Origin of the sequence: Roseovarius sp., assembly GCF_040223625.1 — a bacterium.
Lineage (GTDB): Bacteria > Pseudomonadota > Alphaproteobacteria > Rhodobacterales > Rhodobacteraceae > Roseovarius.
Genome location: NZ_JAVKFX010000026.1, coordinates 1 through 17891 on the forward strand (window position 1 = coordinate 1; position 17891 = coordinate 17891).

Here is a 17891-nt window from a genome sequence, read left to right on the forward strand (position 1 = left end):
AACTGTTCAGGTTTGACAACGGTCGGCAGACGAGCCCCAGGCTACGCGACGGTCTCAAGGACCAAGGGTGGGACGGGGTCTCGCCTGCCGATACCGAATATCACACAGATCAAAGAGACAAGGGTGGGTGCAAACCCACCATAGCGGCCACGCGATCCGGCGCAACGGCGGGTTCACACCCGCCCTACGTCGCCGTCAGCTGATGCCCCAGCACCCCGGTCACTCTCGCCTCGACAATGGCGCCCTCCTCGCGGTCCTCTCCGAACACCACCTCGGTGAACTGCTCGGTCCGGCCCATCCGCGCATTCTCCATCAGCACCTTGTGCGCCCGGCCCTGCTGCTCCTGCAGATGCCGCGCCACGCGCGCCTCCCCCGCCGCCCGCAGCCGGGCGGCCCGAGCCTTGATCTCCTTGCCGTTCACCTGCGGCATCCGTGCCGCCGGCGTGCCGGGCCGGGGGCTGTAGGGGAAGACATGCAGCCAGGTGAGGTGGCACTCCTCCACCAGCTTCAGCGAGTTCTCGAAGGCCTCGGGACTCTCCGTCGGAAAGCCCGCGATGATATCGGCGCCAAACGTCATCTCGGGCCTGAGTCGCCGTGCCTCCTCGGCAAACCTTATCGCGTCGTCCCGCAAATGCCGCCGCTTCATCCGCTTCAGGATCAGGTCGTCGCCATGCTGCAGGCTCAGATGCAGATGCGGCATCAGCCGCGGCTCGGTGGCGATCGCCTGCATCAGGTTGTCGTCCACCTCGATCGAATCGATCGACGAGATCCGCAACCGCGGCAGATCCGGCACCAGCTTCAATATCCGCATCACCAGGTCGCCCAGCTTCGGCGCCGCCGGCAAATCCGCCCCCCAGCTCGTCAGGTCCACCCCGGTCAGCACGACCTCGTTGAACCCCTTGCCCACCAGCCGCTTGATCTGCTCGACCACCACGCCCGCCGGCACAGACCGCGAATTGCCCCGGCCATAAGGGATGATGCAGAAGGTACAGCGATGATCGCACCCGTTCTGCACCTGCACATAGGCCCGGCTCCGCGTCCCGAACCCGTCGATCAGGTGCCCGGCCGTCTCGGTCACCGACATGATGTCATCGACCTGCAAGGCCTCCGTCTGCCCGATGAAATCGGCCGCCATCCCGCGCCACGTCTCGGGCTGCATCTTCTCGGTGTTGCCGATGACGGCGTCGACCTCCTCCATCGCCGAAAACGTCTCCGGCTCCGTCTGCGCCGCACATCCCGTCACGATCAGCCGCGCGCCCGGGTTCTCCCGCCGCAAACGCCTGATCTCCTGCCGCGCCTTCCGCACGGCCTCGGCCGTCACCGCGCAGGTGTTCACCACCACCGCGTTATCAAGGCCGACCGACCCCGCCAGCGCCTTCATCGCCTCGGTCTCGTAGGCGTTCAGCCGGCAGCCCATGGTCGAAAACACCGGCGCGCTCATGCCACACCCCCGAGGAAATCCGCCGTGATCACCCCGTCGCAGACATGCGTGGTCGGCCCGGTCATCCAGACGCCATCCTCGCGCCAGTCGACCCACAGCGTCCCGCCATCCAGATCGACCCGCACCTTGCGGCCCGTCAGCCCCCGCCGCGCCGCCGCCACCGCCGCTGCACAGGACGACGACCCCGACGCCAGCGTCAGCCCCGCGCCCCGCTCCCACACCCGCATCCGCAGGTGATCGGGGCCGATGACACTCGCCACCTGCACGTTGGTGCGCTCCGGATAAAGCGGATGATGCTCGTAACGCGGCCCGAACTGCTCCAGCGGCACCGCCTCGGCGTTTTCCACGAAGAAGGTGCAATGCGGGTTGCCCATGCCGGTGGCGGTCGGCCCGCCCTCGATCGGCAGTTCCAGCGTCTCCATCTCCTCGGCCAGCGGGATCTCCTGCCAGTCCAACTGAGGCTGCCCCATGTTGACCGAGGTCAGCCCTTCGCCCGCATCCACCGCGTACAAATCCCCTCGCGCCGTCACCAGGTGCAGCCGGTCCCGCCCCGTCTCGTCCATCAGGAACCGCGCAATGCACCGCGTGGCATTGCCGCACGCCGCCGACAACGACCCATCCGCGTTCCAGAAGGTCAGCCGCGCATCCGCCCCGGCTTCGCCCTGTTCGATCAACGCCAGTTGGTCGAACCCGATCCCCGTCCGCCGGTTCCCCAGCGCCACGGCGAGGGCCTCCGACACCGCAATCTCGCGCGCACGACCGTCGAGCACGACAAAGTCGTTCCCCAGCCCGTGCATCTTCATGAAGGGCAATCCGCTATGCTGAACCGTGCTCATGCGCCGGCATATAACGGCCCGCCCGCAACGAATCCAGCGGGCGCGTGAAATTCCCCAAAATATGGGTTGACCGCCCCCTCGCCACTTTCTAGATAGGCCGCCTAGTGGGCCGTTAGCTCAGTTGGTAGAGCAACTGACTTTTAATCAGTGGGTCGCAGGTTCGAATCCTGCACGGCTCACCACTGAAATCAACACCTTGGAAGATTTTCGCCGATTTGTTGAGGCGAGCATGTTCCACCGGCGCCCGAACTTCTGCACTGGTTTACCCGGCGGCCCAGTGATGTCCGGGACTTCTTCGAAGCGCCGGTTACGCAGATTTCGAATCGGCGCGGTGGATCCGGTGGAAAACTGCCCTCCGGACCAATTGGCGCCAAGCCTGCCCGGCAGGTCCTTCAGAACGCTCGGTCTACGTCATACAACTGGGAAGACGGGCGAATGCGGAGGGTCGCCGCAATTGCATGGCGACCTTTGGCTAAACGACACGCTCCCGCGATAGGAAGCAGCGGAAGCGCCAGGAGGGGGACGGCCACCGAGACCGTTTCTGGCCACCGGGCACCGCCCCCGAAACATCAGTCTACGGTGACGACCGATTGTGCCCGGTCATAGCTTTCCATCACCGCCGCGTAATTGGGCGCGACAAGCGCGTAAAGCTGGGCTAGCTCGGTCGCTTCCGGGCGGTTCCACGTGCGGTGGGCTTCCGAAAGCACCGCGTTGGTCGTCGTCGGCACGACGCCGGCCTGGGCAAATCGCGCCACGGACACGCGCGACGCCATCTCGCTCGGATCGCCCGACGCATCCAGAACGGCATAGACCTCGTAGCCCGCCACCCTGGCGTCAAGCGCCGGGAACATCACGCAGACGCTGGTCCAGACTCCGGCCATGATCAGGGTCTTGCGCCCCGTGGCCTCCACCGCGGCGACAAAGTCGGCATTGTCCCAGGCGTTCACCTTGCCCTGCCTCGGCACATAGGTCGCCCCCGGCGCAAAGGTCTCGATCTCGGGCATGAGCGGGCCGTTGGGGCCGTTGGGCTCGGACGCGGTGGTGATCACCGGAATGTCCAGAAGCGTCGCTAGCCGCGTCAGCATGACGACGTTCCGGCGCAGGTCCTCCACCTCGATATCCTTTACGGTCTGGAACAGCCCGGTCTGGTGATCGAGCAGCAGGATCACCGCGTCCGAGGGATCGAACAGCGCCTGCCCGCCACCCGTGGGCAGAACACTGGTCTTCGAGGTCTCCGCGGCGGCGGACAGCGCCTGGAACAGCAAGGCCACGAGGATCGTGATGCCGAGCAGGCGAGTGGTCACGAAAGGCAGTCTCATTCTTCGCTCCTTTGGAACAGGGGATCAGCGCGGAATGCGCGGCACGATCCAGTCGATGATATCCTGCAGAACCGCCTCCTTCCCGAGATCGGCGAGCAGGTCGTGGTAATGGCCGTCGTAAAGCTTGAGCGTCTTGTCACCGGAGCCCGCCGCGCGGGCGAAGGCCTCGCTGCCGGCGGGCAGGGTGACCTTGTCCCGGGTGCCATGCAGGATCAGCAGAGGCAGGGTGATCCGCCCGAACTCGCGCGCCAGCCGCCCGTTCCCGCGCACCATCGCGGCAACGGTTTCCGCCGGCTGGGTCTCGTCCCGCGTCATCGGATCGGCGTTCAGCCGGCCCAGCGCTGTCCGGTCCCGCGTGAAATCACGGGTCTTGAGCGTCAACACCGGCAGCGCGGGGAAGAGCCGGCCTAGCCCCTTGATCAGCGCCAGCACAGCCTTCGGCGCGGGAACCCGGAAAGCAAAGCTTTCGCAGACAAGCCCTGCAAGGCTCGCACCGTGATCCAGCGCATAGGTCGTGGCCACCACGCCCCCGGCGCTATGGCCCAGCAGGAACACCCCGAGCCCCGGATCGCGCGACCGCGCGAGGTCGATGACCGCCCGCAGATCGGCAACATAGTCGGCGATGGATCCAACCCGGAAACGCGGCCCGTCCGAACGCCCCCGCCCCCGCAGGTCAAGCGCGTACACATGAAATCCGGCCGCCGCCAGCGCCTCGGCCGGGCCGGCATACTGGCCGCCATGCGAGTTGAACCCGTGACAGATGACCACCACGGCCCTGGCCCCCGCCGCCGGGCGCCACGAGCGATAGAAGATCCGGGTGCCGTCCGGATGAACAAGGCGGTCCTCGAGATAGGTATGGGGCAGGTGGTGTGTCATGAATACGGTCCTTTCGACCGGAGGGAGGGAGGGGCGGCGCACCGGGAGACATGCGCCGCCATTGACCGGCTGGGGACAGGGGAGTGAGCCGGCCAATTCGTGAACACGTCAGTGATCCCCGACGAAACCGGCAATGATGGCGGCCGACAGCTCCGGGTGCTGATGCTGGGGCCCGTGCCCGGCGGCGGGATAGGTCACGAGCGTGGTCGTCGGCAGCAGGCCGTTGAGCGCGTACCAGTTCTCGACCGGAAAGATGATGTCGTGATCCCCGCCGATGTGAAGGATCGGCACCCGCGTCGTCTTCAGCGCCTCCAGCACCTGCGGCGCCGGAAAGGCCGGGTTGGCCGGGCCGCCGGCGATGCGGGCCCGCGCGAACTCGATCGGCACCGGCGGGCTCCTATCGTCCGGCATCGCCTCCATCCGCGCCTCGATCCGCGCCTGCGAGCGGGCGGCGGCCGCGCGGCTGGCCTCCGATCTCGGTTGGAAGAACAGGCCGACCACGTCCTCGAAATCGTTCACCTCCTTGCCGGCAAGCTCGTAGAACAGAGGCTCCGCCATCTTGACCAGCTCTCCGGGCGGGGTTGTCCCGATCAGCACCAGCGCCCGGATCAGGTCGGGGGCCTGGACCATCGCGACCTGCGCCGCCATTCCGCCGATCGACCAGCCCCCGAGCACCACGTCTTTGAGGCCCAGTCCCCGGATCAGGTCGAGCGGGTCCGCCGCCATTTCTGCCGGGTTGTAGCTCATCCGGCCGGTAGAGCGGCCGAAGCCCGAGTAATCGAAGGTGATGACGCGAAAGCCGTGACCGGCAAGCGCATCGAGAAAACCTGGATCCCAGTCATCCAGCGTCGCCCGGAATCGGGTGCAAAGCACGACCGGTATGCCCTCTCCGACCGAACGATAGGCCAGCGTTCGCCCCTCTGTCTCGATCAACTGCGTGGAGGCGTGCAAGGCGTCTGAAACGTCGACGGACTTCAACATGGGTCACTCCTGTTTCTGAATGAAGCGGTAGGCATTTCCATTGCGCTCGGCGTAACCCAGCCCCGGGTAGGCCCAGTGGTAGCCGAGCATCAGCAGCGTCTCCGCGGCGGCCCGGTGCAGCAGCTCCTTGCGGGTCTTCAGCGCCCGCTCGGGGTCCGTATCGAAGCCGAAATGCCAGTCGGGGTGCTCGAAAAAGATGACATCGCTGGTGCAGGCGTCCCCGGTGATCAGCAACGGATCGGGTCCGTCCAGACGGAATGAGAGGTGCCCGGGGGTATGACCGGGCGTCGCGATAGCCACGATACCGGGCAGAACCTCGTCATCGGGTTCGATCAGGCTCAGTCGGTCCTCGACCGCAAAGAGATCCCGCTTCGCCCCCTGCCCGAACGCGTGCAGGCCCGGGGGATTGCGTTCCTCGAACGCGCCGTCCGTCCAGAAGTCCCACTCGGCCCGCGACAGGAAGTACCGAGCATTGGGAAACAGCAGCCCGCCCCCGGCCACCGTCGTGCCCCCGGAATGATCCGGGTGGGCATGCGTGTAGATCACCGCCGTGATCTCTTCGGGGCGGATGCCCGCCGCATTCAGGTTCTCGGCCAGCCGCCCCGTGCTGGGCTGGAAATTCCCCCCGGCGCCGGTATCGACCAGGATCAACTCGTCGCCGCGCCGCAGAAGCGGGATGTTGGCCCGAACCGGGGCGCCGCCCTGCGTCCCGCCCAGCTGCCCGAGGATGTCGGACCGGTCGGCTTCACCGGCATCGGGCAGAAGGATGTCGGCCGTCAGGGTCAGGTAACCGTCGCTGAGAACGGTGACGTTGAACGCGCCCTGCGTGAAACGGTGCGGCGGGATCGGCTGGCCGTGATGCGTGGTCTCATGTCGTTGCATCTCCATCTCAGCGATCCTGCAAAACCTGATGCGCCGAAGGCTGGGCGCCCCCTTCCAGGAAAGCGTCTCCGGCCGACGCCAGCCCGACGGCCGCGGCCACCCCGGCGCCATAGGCCGGATCGGCCCGGCGGCAGTTCTCGACATGCCGAAGCTGGCTTTCCCGGTCCGCGCCCGCCATGCTCCGTGCCGTGTTCTCGAACAGCCGCTGCCGCGCGTCCGGCGTCATCAGCCGGAACAGGTTGCCGGGCTGCTCGAAATGATCCTCGTCGACACGGTGATCCCAGTGCGCCGCATCGCCCTCCAGCGCCAGCGGCGGTGGAACGGCCCCGGGCGCCACGTCCCATTCGCCATGCGAGTTGGGAAAGTAATGCGGCGTCGCGCCAAGATTGCCATCGGTCCGCATCGCCCCGTCGCGGTGATAGGAATGAAACGGGCAGCGTGGCGCATTCACGGGAATCGCGTTGAAATTCACCCCCAGCCGGTAACGCTGCGCATCGCCGTAGGAGAACAGCCGCGCCTGCAGCATCCGGTCGGGCGAAAAGCCGATCCCCGGAACCACGTTCGCCGGCGAGAACGCCGCCTGTTCGACCTCGGCAAAGACATTGTCCGGATTGCGGTTCAACTCCAGCTGTCCGACCTCGATCAGCGGAAACTCGGCATGCGACCAGACCTTGGTCAGATCGAAGGGGTTGTGCCGGTGTGCGCGGGCTTCCTCCTCGGTCATCACTTGGATGCACAGGGTCCATGCCGGGAAATCGCCGGTTTCGATCGCGGTGAAAAGATCCCTTTGGTGGCTCTCCCGATCGCCGCCGATGACGGCCGCGGCCTCCGCGTCGGTCAGGTTCTCGATCCCCTGCCGCGAGCGCAGGTGGAACTTGACCCAGCACCGCTCGCCTGCCGCATTGACCATGCTAAACGTGTGCGAGCCGAACCCGTGCATCGTCCGGTAGGATCTCGGCAGGCCCCGGTCGCCCATCACGATCGTCACCTGGTGCAGCGCCTCCGGCAGCAGCGACCAGAAATCCCAGTTGTTCGCAGCGCTGCGCATACCCGTCCGCGGGTCGCGCTTCACGGCATGGTTCAGATCCGGAAAGCGCAACGGGTCGCGGAAGAAGAAGACGGGGGTGTTGTTGCCGACAAGATCCCAGTTGCCTTCCTCGGTGTAGAACTTGACCGCGAAGCCGCGGATGTCGCGCTCCGCATCCGCCGCCCCGCGTTCGCCCGCCACGGTCGAAAACCGCACGAAAACCGGCGTCACCTTGCCGATGCGGTCGAACAGCCGCGCCTTCGACAAGCCGGTGATATCGCCCGTCACCCTGAAGGTGCCATAGGCCCCCGACCCCTTCGCATGCATCCGCCGCTCAGGAATGACCTCGCGGTCGAAATGCGCCAGCTTTTCGATCAGCCAGATATCCTGCAACAGCGCCGGGCCGCGTGGTCCGGCGGTCTCGGTGTTCAGGTTGTCGGCCACGGGTGCGCCGTTCGCATGGGTCAGGGGCAGCTTGGTCATCTCGGGTCTCCTGGAAATCGGTGGGGTCAGGCGGCGACGTAATCGTCGGTCGACATCATCCGGGCATAGGCAAAACCCAGCGCCGACATGAAGGCCGCGTGGGCCTGTTCGGCCGGCACGGTCATGCCCCCGAACTCCAGCGGGCGCGAGGCGCAGGCATCGTGGATCACGGTGACGTCGTAGCCGAAATCGGCCGAGGCGCGCGTCGCGGCGTCGACGCACATGTGGCTCATGTTCCCGCAGATCACCACCCGGTCGACCCCGTGCTCGTCCAGATGCGCCTTCAGGTCGGTGTCGCGGTAGGAATTGATCCGGTGCTTGAGAACCACGTGCTCGCCCTCTGCCGGTCGCACGCTGTCATGGATGGCCGCGCCTTCGGTACCGGGGCGGAAGAACGGGGCGTCGTCGGTCGGGAACTCGTGCCGGATATGCACCACGAGGTCGCCCGCCTCCCGCGCCTTGCCGATCAGCCGCGCGGCGTTCTTCGCCGCCGGCTCCACGCCGGTCAGGGGCCAGTCACCGCCGGGGAAATAATCGTTCTGGATGTCGATGACGATCAGGGCTGTCTTGCTCATGCGAATGTCCTTTCCTGTCTGATCTACGGGGGGTGGACGGGCCGGGGCGGCTCACGCGCCCCGGCCGCGCCTCAGCGCCGGATGAACGCGAGCAGGTCCGCGTTTATGATGTCGGGATGGGTCGTGCACATGCCGTGCGGCAGGCCCTTGTAGGTCTTCAGGACCCCGTTCTTGAGAAGCTCCGCCGACAGCGGGGCCGAGGCGGCATAGGGCACGATCTGGTCGTCGTCGCCATGCATCACCAGCGTCGGCTGGGTGATGGATTTCAGGTCCTCGGTGAAATCCGTCTCCGAGAAGGCCTTGATGCAGTCGTAATGCGCCTTGGCCCCGCCGGCCATGCCCTGCCGCCACCAGTTCTCGATCACGCCCTGGCTCACCTCCGCGCCGGGCCGGTTGAACCCGTAGAAAGGGCCCGCCGGCACGTCGTGGAAGAACTGCGCCCGGTTGGCGACCAGCGCGGCGCGGAACCCGTCGAACACCTCGATCGGCAGGCCGCCGGGGTTCTTGTCGGTCCTGACCATGATCGGCGGCACCGCCCCGATCAGCACGGCCTTGGCCACCCGGCCCGGCTTGGCCCGCGCCACGTAATGCGCCACCTCTCCGCCACCGGTCGAATGACCGACATGCACCGCGTCCTTCAGGTCGAGATGGTCGGTCAGCGCCGCCACGTCGGCGGCATAGGTGTCCATCTCGTTGCCCTCCCATGTCTGGGTCGAGCGGCCGTGACCGCGCCGGTCATGGGCGATGACCCGGAAGCCTTCCCCGAGGAAGAACATCATCTGGTTGTCCCAGTCGTCGGCCGTCAGCGGCCAGCCATGGTGAAAGACGACGGGCTGCGCGTCGCGCGGGCCCCAGTCCTTGTAGAAGATGAGGGTGCCGTCGTTGGTTTCGACGAAAGACATGATGCGGGTTCCTTCCGGGTTTGTGGTTTGATCGGTCAGGGCGTGCAGGCCCCCGGGCGCCGCCAGCGCGGCAAGGCCGAGGCCGCCGGCCACAAGCACCTCGCGCCGCGAAACTGGCAGATGGGTCGGGGTCTGGCGTTCGGTCATCGGGGCCTCCTGTGGCTCTGCGGTCGGGTGGTGACCTCGGGGAAAGGATGCCCCGCGCCCGGGGCTCCGGCGAGTTAAGGAACGTAAAACGATGCAAATGTGCGGAATGGCCGGCCTTCACCGGGCGGGGCCGGCCCCGGATGCCGCCGCCAGCGCGTAAAGCGCCTGGGCCATCGGCAGGGCCCAACTCCGCCGCTCGGCCAGAAGAAGCAGCCCGTTCGCCGCACTCTCGCCGCCGGGGAGAAGACCGCGACCGGGAATGACGCCCACGGGCCGGCCCGCACAAAGCAGGGCGGCCAGAAGCGGTATGATGCCCGTGGCCTCACCGGCCCGAGGACCGCCGCAATTGCCCAGGCAAAGCGCCGTATCGAAATCCTCGACCACGATCTGCGACAGGCTCAGCGTGTCCGCCAGGTCGTCCCTGGCGGTCCGATCGGCCAGAAACCGCGCCACGTCGGTCAGGCGCGCCGACCGGTCCGGGTGCGGTTTGACCACGCCCGCATCGCCGCCGGCAGGTGTGGCCAGAACCACCTCGGCTTCCCGGTCGCGGAACAGGTAATAGGCGGCCGCGACAGTCTCGAGGCGGGGGCCGGCCATCTTTTCGCGGGCGGCGTCAGCCGGGGCCAGGATGATCAGAAGGCGTATCGGCTGAGCGCGCGGCATGAGGGGGCTCCTGTTCGCCCCGAGCTTGCCGGCGACCGGGTCTCGGCACGAGTTGCGATTTGTAAATCGATGTAAAGGCCGGGCCGGTCATGTCCCGCTCCACCCGCCGCACCAACGCCGTGGCACCGGCCGCCCTTGCCATGCGCAGCGCGGCATCGAACCCCGCCGCCGCGCCCGCCGCGTCGGACATGCGCAGGCAGATCCCTGCCCGCTCCCGGTACAGCTCCGGCGCCCACCAGCTTCCCCCGGACCGCCTTCCACGGGCCAGGGCCCGGTCCACGATCCCCAGCGCCTCCGCATGGCGCCCCAGCCGGGACAGGGCCCGCGCCTCGGTCGCCACGAAGACCGGCTCGAACAGGATGAACCCCGACGACCGCAACTGATCCAGGTTGGGCCGCAACTGCCTAAGGCACCCGGCACTGTCGCCCTGGCGCTGTACCAGTTCCGACTCGAAACACTCCGCATATGTGTGCCAGACGTCCAGCGACGCCAGGCGCGTATGCTCCTTCAGAAGGGCCACGTAACGCGCGGCCAGCGCATCGTCGTCCGAGGCCAGCGCCAGCGGACAAGCCGCCTCGGCCAGCACGTTGGAGAGGGACGCGGTGTGCCGGATACTCCGCGCTTGGGTCAGCTTCGCTTCCACGGCCTCGAGCGCGCCCGCCTCGTCGCCAAGGAACCAGCGGCAGCGTGACAGGATGATATGGGCCGTGATCTTCTGATCGAAGTAGAACCGGATCGTGTGGCCCCCCGCCGGCAGGTACTCGTAATCCGCCAGCATTTCGGTCAGCCCCGCCGCCGCCGCCTCGTGCCGGCCCAGCCAGTGCAGCGTCGCCGCCGGCATCCGCCGTCCCACGCAAACGTCCGCCGGGTCCGGAGAGGCCGCCGTCAGCCCGGCAAAACGCTCGGCCAGCATAAGGCCCTGCCCCGGCTCTCCCCGGTTGACCGCATCGACCCAGAGCGCCCAGACAGCGCGCAACTGGTGATCGACATCGCCAAGCCGTTCCGCGATCCGCGCCGAGGCATGCCACGCCGCAACGCCACGCTCGGGCTCGTCCGCCGACACAAGCTGCGGCCAGCCCAGCGCGGTGTAAAGCTTCATACGCAGCGTTTCGTCGAGGTCGGGATTGGCATCGAGGAAATGGATCGAAGCGGTGACGGCGGCAAGAGATTCGTCGCAGAGCGAAAGCTTGAAGAAAAGCGGCAGCGCGGCCACCGTCAGGCGGGCCCCGATCAGGCTGTCCCCCGTCTCACCGAACGCCCAGTCGAGACAGGCCCGCAAGCTCGGGACGACATGGGCGAACCCCGTCGCAACATCCTCGGTCGTACCGGAGTAAAGATACGGCCCCGCCCCCTCCAGATGGCCAAGCAGATGGCGCCCCAGTCGGCCCATGACAGCCTCCAGCTCGCCGGCGCCCTCCAGCGTCTCGAAGGCATAGATACGGGTCGTGTCCAGCAGACGGTAGAAGGTCACGCTGCGATCGGCCTCCAGAACCACCAGCGATTTGGCGATCAGCGCCGCCAGCAATTCGGCCCCGTCCCCGCCCAGAACCGCCTCCGCCGCCTCTGCCGGAAACCGCCCGCGGAAGACCGAAAGCGCCTGCAAGGCCCGCTGCTCGGCCGGCTCCAGCAGCATGTAACTCCAGTCGAGCGTCGCCCGCAGCGTCTGGTGCCGCGCCAGCGCCGTGCGCCGCCCCCGGGTCAGCACGCTGAAACTGTCCGACAGCGACGCCGCCAGCGCCGCGATCCCCATGGTTTCCAGCCGCCCGGCGGCCAGTTCGATGGCCAGCGCGATCCCGTCCAGTCGCTGGCAGATCAGCGCCACCAGCGGCGCGTCCGCATCCGAAAGCTCGTACCCGCCAAGCGCCGCGTCGGCCCTCTCGAGGAAAAGCTGCACGGCCGGCGCGTGGGCCACCTCCGCCGTGCCGGCATCGGCCGCCGGCGTGGTCAGCGGCTGAAGTCGGTGGATACGCTCCCCGCACGCCCTCAGCGGTTCGCGGCTCGTGGCAAGGAAACGCACCGACGCGGTGCCCGCCAGGATCGTTTCCACGAACAGCGTCGCCGCCTCCACCACATGCTCGCAACTGTCGAGAACGACCAGGGTCGGCACATCGTCCATCGCCTGCGCCAGCGCGCCGACAAGGTCGCGCGACCGGGTCGCCACGCCAAAGGCCGTGGCCGCAACCGTCGGCACGCGCTCGCCCGCATCGATCTCCGACAGGTCGATCCAGACCTTCCGGCAGCCGTCGTCGAGACGGCTCAGGATGGCCCGGGCGACCGCCGACTTGCCCACGCCGCCGGGCCCGGTCAGCGTTACAAGCCGGCCTTTCGCAAGCTGGGCCATGGCCGCCCGCACGGCGTCCTCCCGCCCGAACAGCCGCCCCTGCGCCGCCGGGGGCACGCCGCGCGCCTCCGGTCCTGTCCGCCCTGGCGTGGCATCGACCCGCGTCACCGGCGCGACGAACATGTACCCCCGTCCCGGCACGTTCGTGATAAAGCCGGGGTTGGCCCGGTTGTCGCCAAGGGCCTTGCGCAGGCCCGAGACATGCACCCTGAGATTGGCCTCCTCCACATGGGTATCCGGCCAGACCTGCGCCACGATCTGGGCCTGCGTCCGTATCTCGCCGGCATGGGTGACAAGACAGATCAGCACGTCCATCGCCCGGCTGCCCAGCGGCACGGCCTCGCCGTTGCGCGACAGGCTGCGCCTGTCGGGCCGAAGCGAAAAGGGGCCAAACCGGAACTCGTCTTCCATCTGTGTCTCCGGACGTTCCTGATACCGGCGAACATGGTGCGCCGGTTCCTTGCTAGATCAAAATTTGGGCAACGTCTTCGCCGCGATTGCGCACCCATGGTTCCAAAGTGCTGAATCTTCTCCCGGACCCGCGAAATCTGGTGTATTTTTGCCCGAACGTCTCTCGACATCACTGGAGTACGGGGTGGAATCGCTTCTCGATCACGGGGTGATGAAGTTCCCAAAGGCCGGTCTTCTGGCCACATCGGAATCGCGGTCCTGGAACGGGATCGCGGCAGAACTCCGCGCGCATCCCGCGGGCGAGATCCCCGACATCTGCGCCCAACAGACCGAGATCACCTTCGCGGTTCACGGCAGCGCCGGTGGCAGCGTGCAGCGTCGCGGCAACGGCCAGTTGCAAATCACGCCCAGCCGCACCGGCACGATCTGGCTCTGCCCCTCCGGTATCCAGGAAGACCATATCCGGATCACCGAGAATATCCCCGAGGTGCTGCACGTCTATCTGCCGCCGTCACAGCTCGACATCCGCTCCGAAAGCACCTCTCACCGCCCGGAATTCGGCGAGGCGTTCTACCGCGCGGGCCTCGAAGACGAGTTCGTCCGGCAGATCTGTCTCCGGATCGTGGCCGAGCTCCGCGAAGAGACGTCGGGCGGCGCGCTGCTGATGGAACATCTCGCGATGGCCCTGACCGCGCACCTTTTCGACCTCTCCGACAGAGCCTCCAGGTCAGCGCCCCGCAGCCCCGAAACCGGCGCGCTCGACAGGCGCCGCCTGCGTCGGGTCTGCGACTATATCGAAACCCATTGGGACAGCGAGCTCAGCATCGCCGATCTCGCCTCCGTCGCCTGTCTCAGCCGCTACCATTTCTCCCGCGCCTTCACCGCCGCGACCGGCGAAACCCCGGGCCGTTACATCGGCCGGCGCCGCCTCGAACACGCCGCCGAACTGCTGCGACGCACCGACATTTCCTTGACCGACATCGCTGCGCTCTGCTGCTTTTCGTCCCAGACCGCCTTCGCCAAGGCCTTCCGCCGCCGGTTCCAGCAGACACCGGGTGCCTTCCGGCGACGGGTTCGGGCCTGACCGGGCGGCTATTCCGACGGCGCCACGGTTCCCGGCAGGCTCAGGTCGCCGGACGCGATCTCGAAGACGTCCGCGACGCAAAGCAGCGGCGCATGAAGGTTCCCGTTGATCCGAAGCCCGGCGGTTACCCCGTCAAACGACGCCCCCACGATATTGCCGATCACCGAAAGCGGAATCGCAACCTCGACCGTGTCGCCATCGAGCCGCGTCTCGTACTCGGGGCTGTCGATCAGCAACGGCACACCCGGCCATGTCGGCGGCACCCGCGGCGTCGTACCCGCCGGGATGTCGATCACCTTCAGCCCGGCGCCACAGGCCTCGTCCGGGGCAAGCACCACCCAATGCGGATGCCACACATCGCGGTTCTTCCCGCCATAGGCCGCATCGTCGAAATCCGGGTGAAACGTCACTGCCAGCGCGACGATGCCCTGGCCCGGATCAAAGCCGATGTCGCCGCTGTCAAGCGAGGTCGGCCAGACATACGCATAGACCGAGGACCCCTCGAAAGTGCCGATCGCCTCGGGCCTGTCCGCGCCCGCGTCCCCCCGCACCCGCGTCGTGAAGATGGCAAATTCGCCTTTGACCCTGACATCGGTCTCGATGATATCGAACGAGGCCATGATCGCCTCGGTCGGCTGCCCCTTGATCGAATGGGAATATGATGGCACCGCCGCTATCAATCCGGAAACCAGCGCCGCCGTTGCAGAAAGTCTCATCGTCCAGTCCTCTCCTTGAAGGTCCTCGGTTGCAATGCCCCCCGGAACGGGCCCCATCAATCGGGGCGTCTGAGTACGTGTCCGGAAGCTGTTGTCCGGGAACAGTGTACAGGCGTCCTTTCACGCCACCGGGTTAATCGCTGAAAATGGATGTAAAGACATGTGCGCGGCCATCGCGGCATCGGTGGCGCTTGACGTAATGGCACCGCCTCCTGCCTCGCGCGGGCGGCAGGAGGCGCTCGAAAGGTAAATGCCGAAAGGGTCTCTAGTCGAACATGCCCTTGGGCGTCTCGCCTTCGAGAAACGGTTCGATAAGGCTGTGCAACAACTCGGCCTGCCCGATCACGGCAGTGTGCGACGTGCCCGGCAGTATCGCCAGGCGCGAGGCTGGAAGCGGCTTGCCCAGATCCCCCATGACGCCACCGCCCAACAGCCGGAACATTTCAACGGTGTGTTCGAGCGTCGCCGTGTCAGCATCGCCTGCGATGATCAGGACGGGCGCCTCGATCTCCGCGACGTCTTCCCCCCATGCCATGGGCTCGAACTCCAGCGCGATCAGCTTCTCGACCACCGCAGGATACCCTTCCGGATCGGGTGCAAGTTTGCGCCATTCCTCCTCGAACGGCGTTCCGACGAACAGCTCGGGGGTCAGTTGCGGCAGAAAGGCGATGAAGTCGGGCTGCATGCCCTCCATGTCATAGGCCACCGACGCGGCAATCAGCCGGTCGATACGCTCCGGGTGCCGGATGGCCATCTGCAACCCCGCGACCCCCCCATGGAATAGCCGAAGACATCCGCCTTTTCGATCCCGACCGCGTCCATGAAGGCCACCACATCGTCGGCAAGGGTCTGATAGGTGATCGGCCTGTCGATATCGGTCGTGCGGCCGTGGCCCTGGAACTCCAGCGCATAAACCTGGCGCGTTTCGGCAAGTTTCGGGATGATGTCGCCCATGGTGAGGATGTTCATATAGGCCCCGTGAAGGACGATCAGCGGATCGCCTTCGCCGGAGACCTCGTAATACATCTCCATGCCATTGACGTCGACGCGCGCGCCTGTCGGCTGCGTCTGGGCCGCAGCCGGCCCGAACGCGAAGACGGTCAGTGCGATGAGAATGGAACGTAGCATGTGCTGGTCTCCCGATCACGCCGCCGAATGGTCCGGGGTGTCCGCCGGAAAGTCGCCCGCGGCCGCCATGTCCATCCACACGAATTCGAGGACATGACCATCGGGATCTTCCAGAACGCGGTTGTACATGAAGCCCATGTCGAGCGGCGCCCGAATGTCGGCCCTGCCGCCGCCGCTCGCGCCAGCTGCCACGGTCGCGTCCACGTCTTCGCGGCTGTCGCGCGTCAGGGCGATGAGAACCTCGCTGGTCTCTTTCGCATCGGCGATCCTCTTCGACGTGAAGGTGGCGTAGTAATCGTTCTGCAGCAGTTGCAGCGTGATCGCCTCCGACCAGACCATGCTGGCCGCGTTCTCATCGCTGAACTGCTCGTTCTTCTCGCACCCGATCGCGGCGTAAAAGCGCGCTGCGACTTCAAGATCCTTCACAGGCAGATTCACGAATATCATCTTTGTCATGGTCATCACCGTTGATTGGTTTCCTTGCTTGGTCATTCTCGGGGCTCCTTCCGAGTGGAGTGATGCGTTGGTTGTCCGGTTGTCTCCTGAAGCGGTAAGGATCGTTCAGACTGGGCTCAATTACGTGCCGGGTAATTGCGCTTCGGTTCCGGGAGGGTCATAGCCACTCGGTGACGAAGCGCGGGCTGGCGTGGATATCGATCATCTCGACCCGCTCGCTCTTGGCGCGAAAGCTGTGGGCCACGCCCGCAGGGGCCACGAGGATCTGCCCTGCCCGGGCCTCGATCACCTCTGCCCCGATGACGAATGTCACGATGCCTTTCCGGAGGATGAAGGTCTCCGCGTAGGGGTGGCGATGCAGCCCCGGCCCCTCACCGCAAACCGCCAGGGCGTTGAAGATGATCGACACCTCGGACCCGATTGACCGGCCTTCGACCTCTCCTCGCCAGGCGGATGACAAAGGTGGGTGTGCTTTCGCTTTCATGTTTTGCATCTCCTGGTTGGACTTCCGGTGTAGCATCAAAAATGTAATTCATGTAGAATCAGAAACGTAATGCTGCATTCCGAAAACCATAGACTGCACTGGGATGATCTGCGGCTGATCCTGTGGGTGGCGCAGGCCGGCTCTTTTGCCGCGGCCGCCGAGAAGCTGGGCGTCAGCACCCCCACCGTGTTCCGCAAGGCGAAGGCGCTGGAGGAGCGTCTGGGAACCCTGGTGTTTCGCCGCGACAATACCGGCGTGACCCTGACAGCGGCGGGGCGGGACGCCGCCGCACTTGCAGAAAGGTTCGCGGACGAGGTCGCCTCGCTGGAAGCCCGTATCGGCGATGCCGATACCGACGCCTCGGGCACGATCCGTTTCGCAACGGTCGATACGCTTGTGGCCGGCCCCCTGATGCCTGTGCTGGCAGGGTTTCGCGAAGCGTTTCCCCGGATCACGCTGGATGTCCGGTCCGGTGTCGGCATGGCCAGCTTCCGCCAGCGTGAGGTGGACGCGGCTCTCCGCGCGGGCGGTGAACCCGACGACGACCTCGTCGGCCGGCGCCTGTGCAGGATCGCGGTGGGCATCTACGGCGCACGCCAGTCCGCCTCCACCGCCGGCTCCGAATGGGCGGATCACGACTGGATCGTGCCCGATGTGGAACTTGCACACCTGGCCTCCTTCGCCTGGCTCAAGCAACGGGGCCTCCTCGACAAGGCCGTCATGCGCGCCAACAGCCTCTTCACGCTGGGCGCGGCGGTGGCCGGCGGCATCGGGCTTGGCATCCTGCCCTGCTATTTCGCCGATGGCGACCCGCGGTTGCGGCGGATCGGCCCCCCGATCGACACACTTGCAAGCGATCTTTGGTTTCTCACCCATGCCGAACTTCGCCACACCGCCAGAATACTGGCGCTGTCCGATCACCTCGCCAGCCGGTTCAAGGCATTGCAGCCGCTGTTCGAAGGCCGCCACGGCGACTGACCCCGCCTCGCCCGCCGGGTCCGACCGGTCCCGCGTTCCGGCAACCCCGACACACGCGCCTTCTTTCCTTCAGATCGACAACGATCCGCACGAACGCGCAGGAAACGGGTCGCTTGCTGCCCCCGGTTCCATACTCTCCGGCACAGCCTTCCGGAGAACGA

At 66.5% G+C, this 17891-nt stretch carries 18 protein-coding genes and 1 tRNA gene; 3 read left to right on the top strand and 16 right to left on the bottom strand.

Annotated elements, in window-relative coordinates:
- Nucleotides 1-184 precede the first annotated feature (184 nt).
- Both mtaB and dapF read right to left on the bottom strand, forming a co-directional pair.
- Nucleotides 185-1441, bottom strand: coding sequence for a tRNA (N(6)-L-threonylcarbamoyladenosine(37)-C(2))-methylthiotransferase MtaB (gene mtaB, locus RLN94_RS06655; RefSeq protein ID WP_350124307.1), 1257 nt, complete (start codon nt 1439-1441; stop codon nt 185-187).
- Nucleotides 1438-2277, bottom strand: a complete 840-nt coding sequence (dapF, locus tag RLN94_RS06660; protein WP_350124310.1) for a diaminopimelate epimerase — start codon at nt 2275-2277, stop codon at nt 1438-1440. Before dapF ends, mtaB begins: the two co-directional genes overlap by 4 nt.
- Before the next feature lie 106 nt (nt 2278-2383).
- Between dapF and RLN94_RS06665 the strand changes: the two genes are divergently transcribed.
- Nucleotides 2384-2459, top strand: a tRNA-Lys gene (locus RLN94_RS06665).
- A 387-nt stretch (nt 2460-2846) separates the two neighbouring features.
- Here the strand turns inward: RLN94_RS06665 and RLN94_RS06670 are convergent.
- The 9 genes from RLN94_RS06670 to RLN94_RS06710 form a co-directional block, all read right to left on the bottom strand.
- Entirely contained in the window at nt 2847-3596 is a 750-nt protein-coding gene (locus tag RLN94_RS06670) for an isochorismatase family protein (RefSeq protein ID WP_350124313.1), read from the bottom strand.
- Nucleotides 3597-3620: 24 nt separating this feature from the next.
- Complete coding sequence (locus RLN94_RS06675) at nt 3621-4472, bottom strand: alpha/beta hydrolase (RefSeq protein WP_350124316.1); 852 nt, start codon at nt 4470-4472, stop codon at nt 3621-3623.
- 108 nt (nt 4473-4580) lie between these two features.
- Nucleotides 4581-5453, bottom strand: a complete 873-nt coding sequence (locus tag RLN94_RS06680) for an alpha/beta fold hydrolase (RefSeq protein ID WP_350124319.1) — start codon at nt 5451-5453, stop codon at nt 4581-4583.
- Between the two features lie 3 nt (nt 5454-5456).
- The gene (locus RLN94_RS06685) at nt 5457-6335 is read right to left on the bottom strand and encodes an MBL fold metallo-hydrolase (RefSeq protein ID WP_350168714.1); all 879 of its coding nucleotides are present in this window, start codon (nt 6333-6335) and stop codon (nt 5457-5459) included.
- A 7-nt stretch (nt 6336-6342) separates the two neighbouring features.
- Nucleotides 6343-7845, bottom strand: a complete 1503-nt coding sequence (locus tag RLN94_RS06690) for a catalase (protein ID WP_502949374.1) — start codon at nt 7843-7845, stop codon at nt 6343-6345.
- 26 nt (nt 7846-7871) lie between these two features.
- Nucleotides 7872-8420 carry a cysteine hydrolase family protein gene (locus RLN94_RS06695; RefSeq protein WP_350124325.1) on the bottom strand — a complete coding sequence of 183 codons (549 nt, stop codon included), beginning with the start codon at nt 8418-8420 and terminating at the stop codon, nt 7872-7874.
- Nucleotides 8421-8491: 71 nt separating this feature from the next.
- Nucleotides 8492-9469, bottom strand: coding sequence for an alpha/beta fold hydrolase (locus RLN94_RS06700; protein ID WP_502949375.1), 978 nt, complete (start codon nt 9467-9469; stop codon nt 8492-8494).
- 117 nt (nt 9470-9586) lie between these two features.
- Nucleotides 9587-10132: a hypothetical protein gene (locus RLN94_RS06705; protein ID WP_350124328.1), complete on the bottom strand. Its 546-nt coding sequence runs from the start codon at nt 10130-10132 to the stop codon at nt 9587-9589.
- Complete coding sequence (locus RLN94_RS06710) at nt 10083-12884, bottom strand: ATP-binding protein (protein ID WP_350124331.1); 2802 nt, start codon at nt 12882-12884, stop codon at nt 10083-10085. The genes RLN94_RS06705 and RLN94_RS06710 overlap by 50 nt, the downstream gene beginning before the upstream one ends.
- 184 nt (nt 12885-13068) lie before the next feature.
- Between RLN94_RS06710 and RLN94_RS06715 the strand changes: the two genes are divergently transcribed.
- The gene (locus tag RLN94_RS06715; RefSeq protein ID WP_350158445.1) at nt 13069-13968 is read left to right on the top strand and encodes a helix-turn-helix domain-containing protein; all 900 of its coding nucleotides are present in this window, start codon (nt 13069-13071) and stop codon (nt 13966-13968) included.
- Nucleotides 13969-13976: 8 nt separating this feature from the next.
- Here RLN94_RS06715 and RLN94_RS06720 read toward each other — a convergent pair whose 3' ends face one another.
- The 5 genes from RLN94_RS06720 to RLN94_RS06740 all read right to left on the bottom strand — a co-directional run bounded on the left by RLN94_RS06720 (nt 13977) and on the right by RLN94_RS06740 (nt 16752).
- The gene (locus RLN94_RS06720) at nt 13977-14684 is read right to left on the bottom strand and encodes a hypothetical protein (protein ID WP_350124337.1); all 708 of its coding nucleotides are present in this window, start codon (nt 14682-14684) and stop codon (nt 13977-13979) included.
- Between the two features lie 265 nt (nt 14685-14949).
- Nucleotides 14950-15438 carry an alpha/beta fold hydrolase gene (locus RLN94_RS06725; protein WP_350124340.1) on the bottom strand — a complete coding sequence of 163 codons (489 nt, stop codon included), beginning with the start codon at nt 15436-15438 and terminating at the stop codon, nt 14950-14952.
- Nucleotides 15402-15812 carry an alpha/beta fold hydrolase gene (locus RLN94_RS06730; RefSeq protein ID WP_350124343.1) on the bottom strand — a complete coding sequence of 137 codons (411 nt, stop codon included), beginning with the start codon at nt 15810-15812 and terminating at the stop codon, nt 15402-15404. Before RLN94_RS06730 ends, RLN94_RS06725 begins: the two co-directional genes overlap by 37 nt.
- A 15-nt stretch (nt 15813-15827) precedes the next feature.
- Complete coding sequence (locus tag RLN94_RS06735; RefSeq protein ID WP_350124346.1) at nt 15828-16304, bottom strand: VOC family protein; 477 nt, start codon at nt 16302-16304, stop codon at nt 15828-15830.
- 121 nt (nt 16305-16425) lie between these two features.
- On the bottom strand, nt 16426-16752 hold the full coding sequence (locus RLN94_RS06740) for a cupin domain-containing protein (protein ID WP_350124349.1): 327 nt from the start codon (nt 16750-16752) through the stop codon (nt 16426-16428).
- Between the two features lie 69 nt (nt 16753-16821).
- Between RLN94_RS06740 and RLN94_RS06745 the strand changes: the two genes are divergently transcribed.
- Nucleotides 16822-17730 (top strand): LysR family transcriptional regulator, encoded by a 909-nt coding sequence (locus RLN94_RS06745; protein ID WP_350124352.1) that lies wholly within the window; start codon nt 16822-16824, stop codon nt 17728-17730.
- Nucleotides 17731-17891: the final 161 nt, after the last annotated feature.

What these genes read in the sequence shown, in the direction of transcription:
- mtaB (WP_350124307.1), bottom strand. Translation starts at nt 1,441, where the DNA reads ATGAGCGCGCCGGTGTTTTCGACCATGGGCTGCCGGCTGAACGCCTAC.
- dapF (WP_350124310.1), bottom strand. Translation starts at nt 2,277, where the DNA reads ATGAGCACGGTTCAGCATAGCGGATTGCCCTTCATGAAGATGCACGGG.
- RLN94_RS06670 (WP_350124313.1), bottom strand. Translation starts at nt 3,596, where the DNA reads ATGAGACTGCCTTTCGTGACCACTCGCCTGCTCGGCATCACGATCCTC.
- RLN94_RS06675 (WP_350124316.1), bottom strand. Translation starts at nt 4,472, where the DNA reads ATGACACACCACCTGCCCCATACCTATCTCGAGGACCGCCTTGTTCAT.
- RLN94_RS06680 (WP_350124319.1), bottom strand. Translation starts at nt 5,453, where the DNA reads ATGTTGAAGTCCGTCGACGTTTCAGACGCCTTGCACGCCTCCACGCAG.
- RLN94_RS06685 (WP_350168714.1), bottom strand. Translation starts at nt 6,335, where the DNA reads ATGCAACGACATGAGACCACGCATCACGGCCAGCCGATCCCGCCGCAC.
- RLN94_RS06690 (WP_502949374.1), bottom strand. Translation starts at nt 7,845, where the DNA reads ATGACCAAGCTGCCCCTGACCCATGCGAACGGCGCACCCGTGGCCGAC.
- RLN94_RS06695 (WP_350124325.1), bottom strand. Translation starts at nt 8,420, where the DNA reads ATGAGCAAGACAGCCCTGATCGTCATCGACATCCAGAACGATTATTTC.
- RLN94_RS06700 (WP_502949375.1), bottom strand. Translation starts at nt 9,469, where the DNA reads ATGACCGAACGCCAGACCCCGACCCATCTGCCAGTTTCGCGGCGCGAG.
- RLN94_RS06705 (WP_350124328.1), bottom strand. Translation starts at nt 10,132, where the DNA reads ATGCCGCGCGCTCAGCCGATACGCCTTCTGATCATCCTGGCCCCGGCT.
- RLN94_RS06710 (WP_350124331.1), bottom strand. Translation starts at nt 12,884, where the DNA reads ATGGAAGACGAGTTCCGGTTTGGCCCCTTTTCGCTTCGGCCCGACAGG.
- RLN94_RS06720 (WP_350124337.1), bottom strand. Translation starts at nt 14,684, where the DNA reads ATGAGACTTTCTGCAACGGCGGCGCTGGTTTCCGGATTGATAGCGGCG.
- RLN94_RS06725 (WP_350124340.1), bottom strand. Translation starts at nt 15,438, where the DNA reads ATGGCCATCCGGCACCCGGAGCGTATCGACCGGCTGATTGCCGCGTCG.
- RLN94_RS06730 (WP_350124343.1), bottom strand. Translation starts at nt 15,812, where the DNA reads ATGCTACGTTCCATTCTCATCGCACTGACCGTCTTCGCGTTCGGGCCG.
- RLN94_RS06735 (WP_350124346.1), bottom strand. Translation starts at nt 16,304, where the DNA reads ATGACCAAGCAAGGAAACCAATCAACGGTGATGACCATGACAAAGATG.
- RLN94_RS06740 (WP_350124349.1), bottom strand. Translation starts at nt 16,752, where the DNA reads ATGAAAGCGAAAGCACACCCACCTTTGTCATCCGCCTGGCGAGGAGAG.
- RLN94_RS06745 (WP_350124352.1), top strand. Translation starts at nt 16,822, where the DNA reads ATGCTGCATTCCGAAAACCATAGACTGCACTGGGATGATCTGCGGCTG.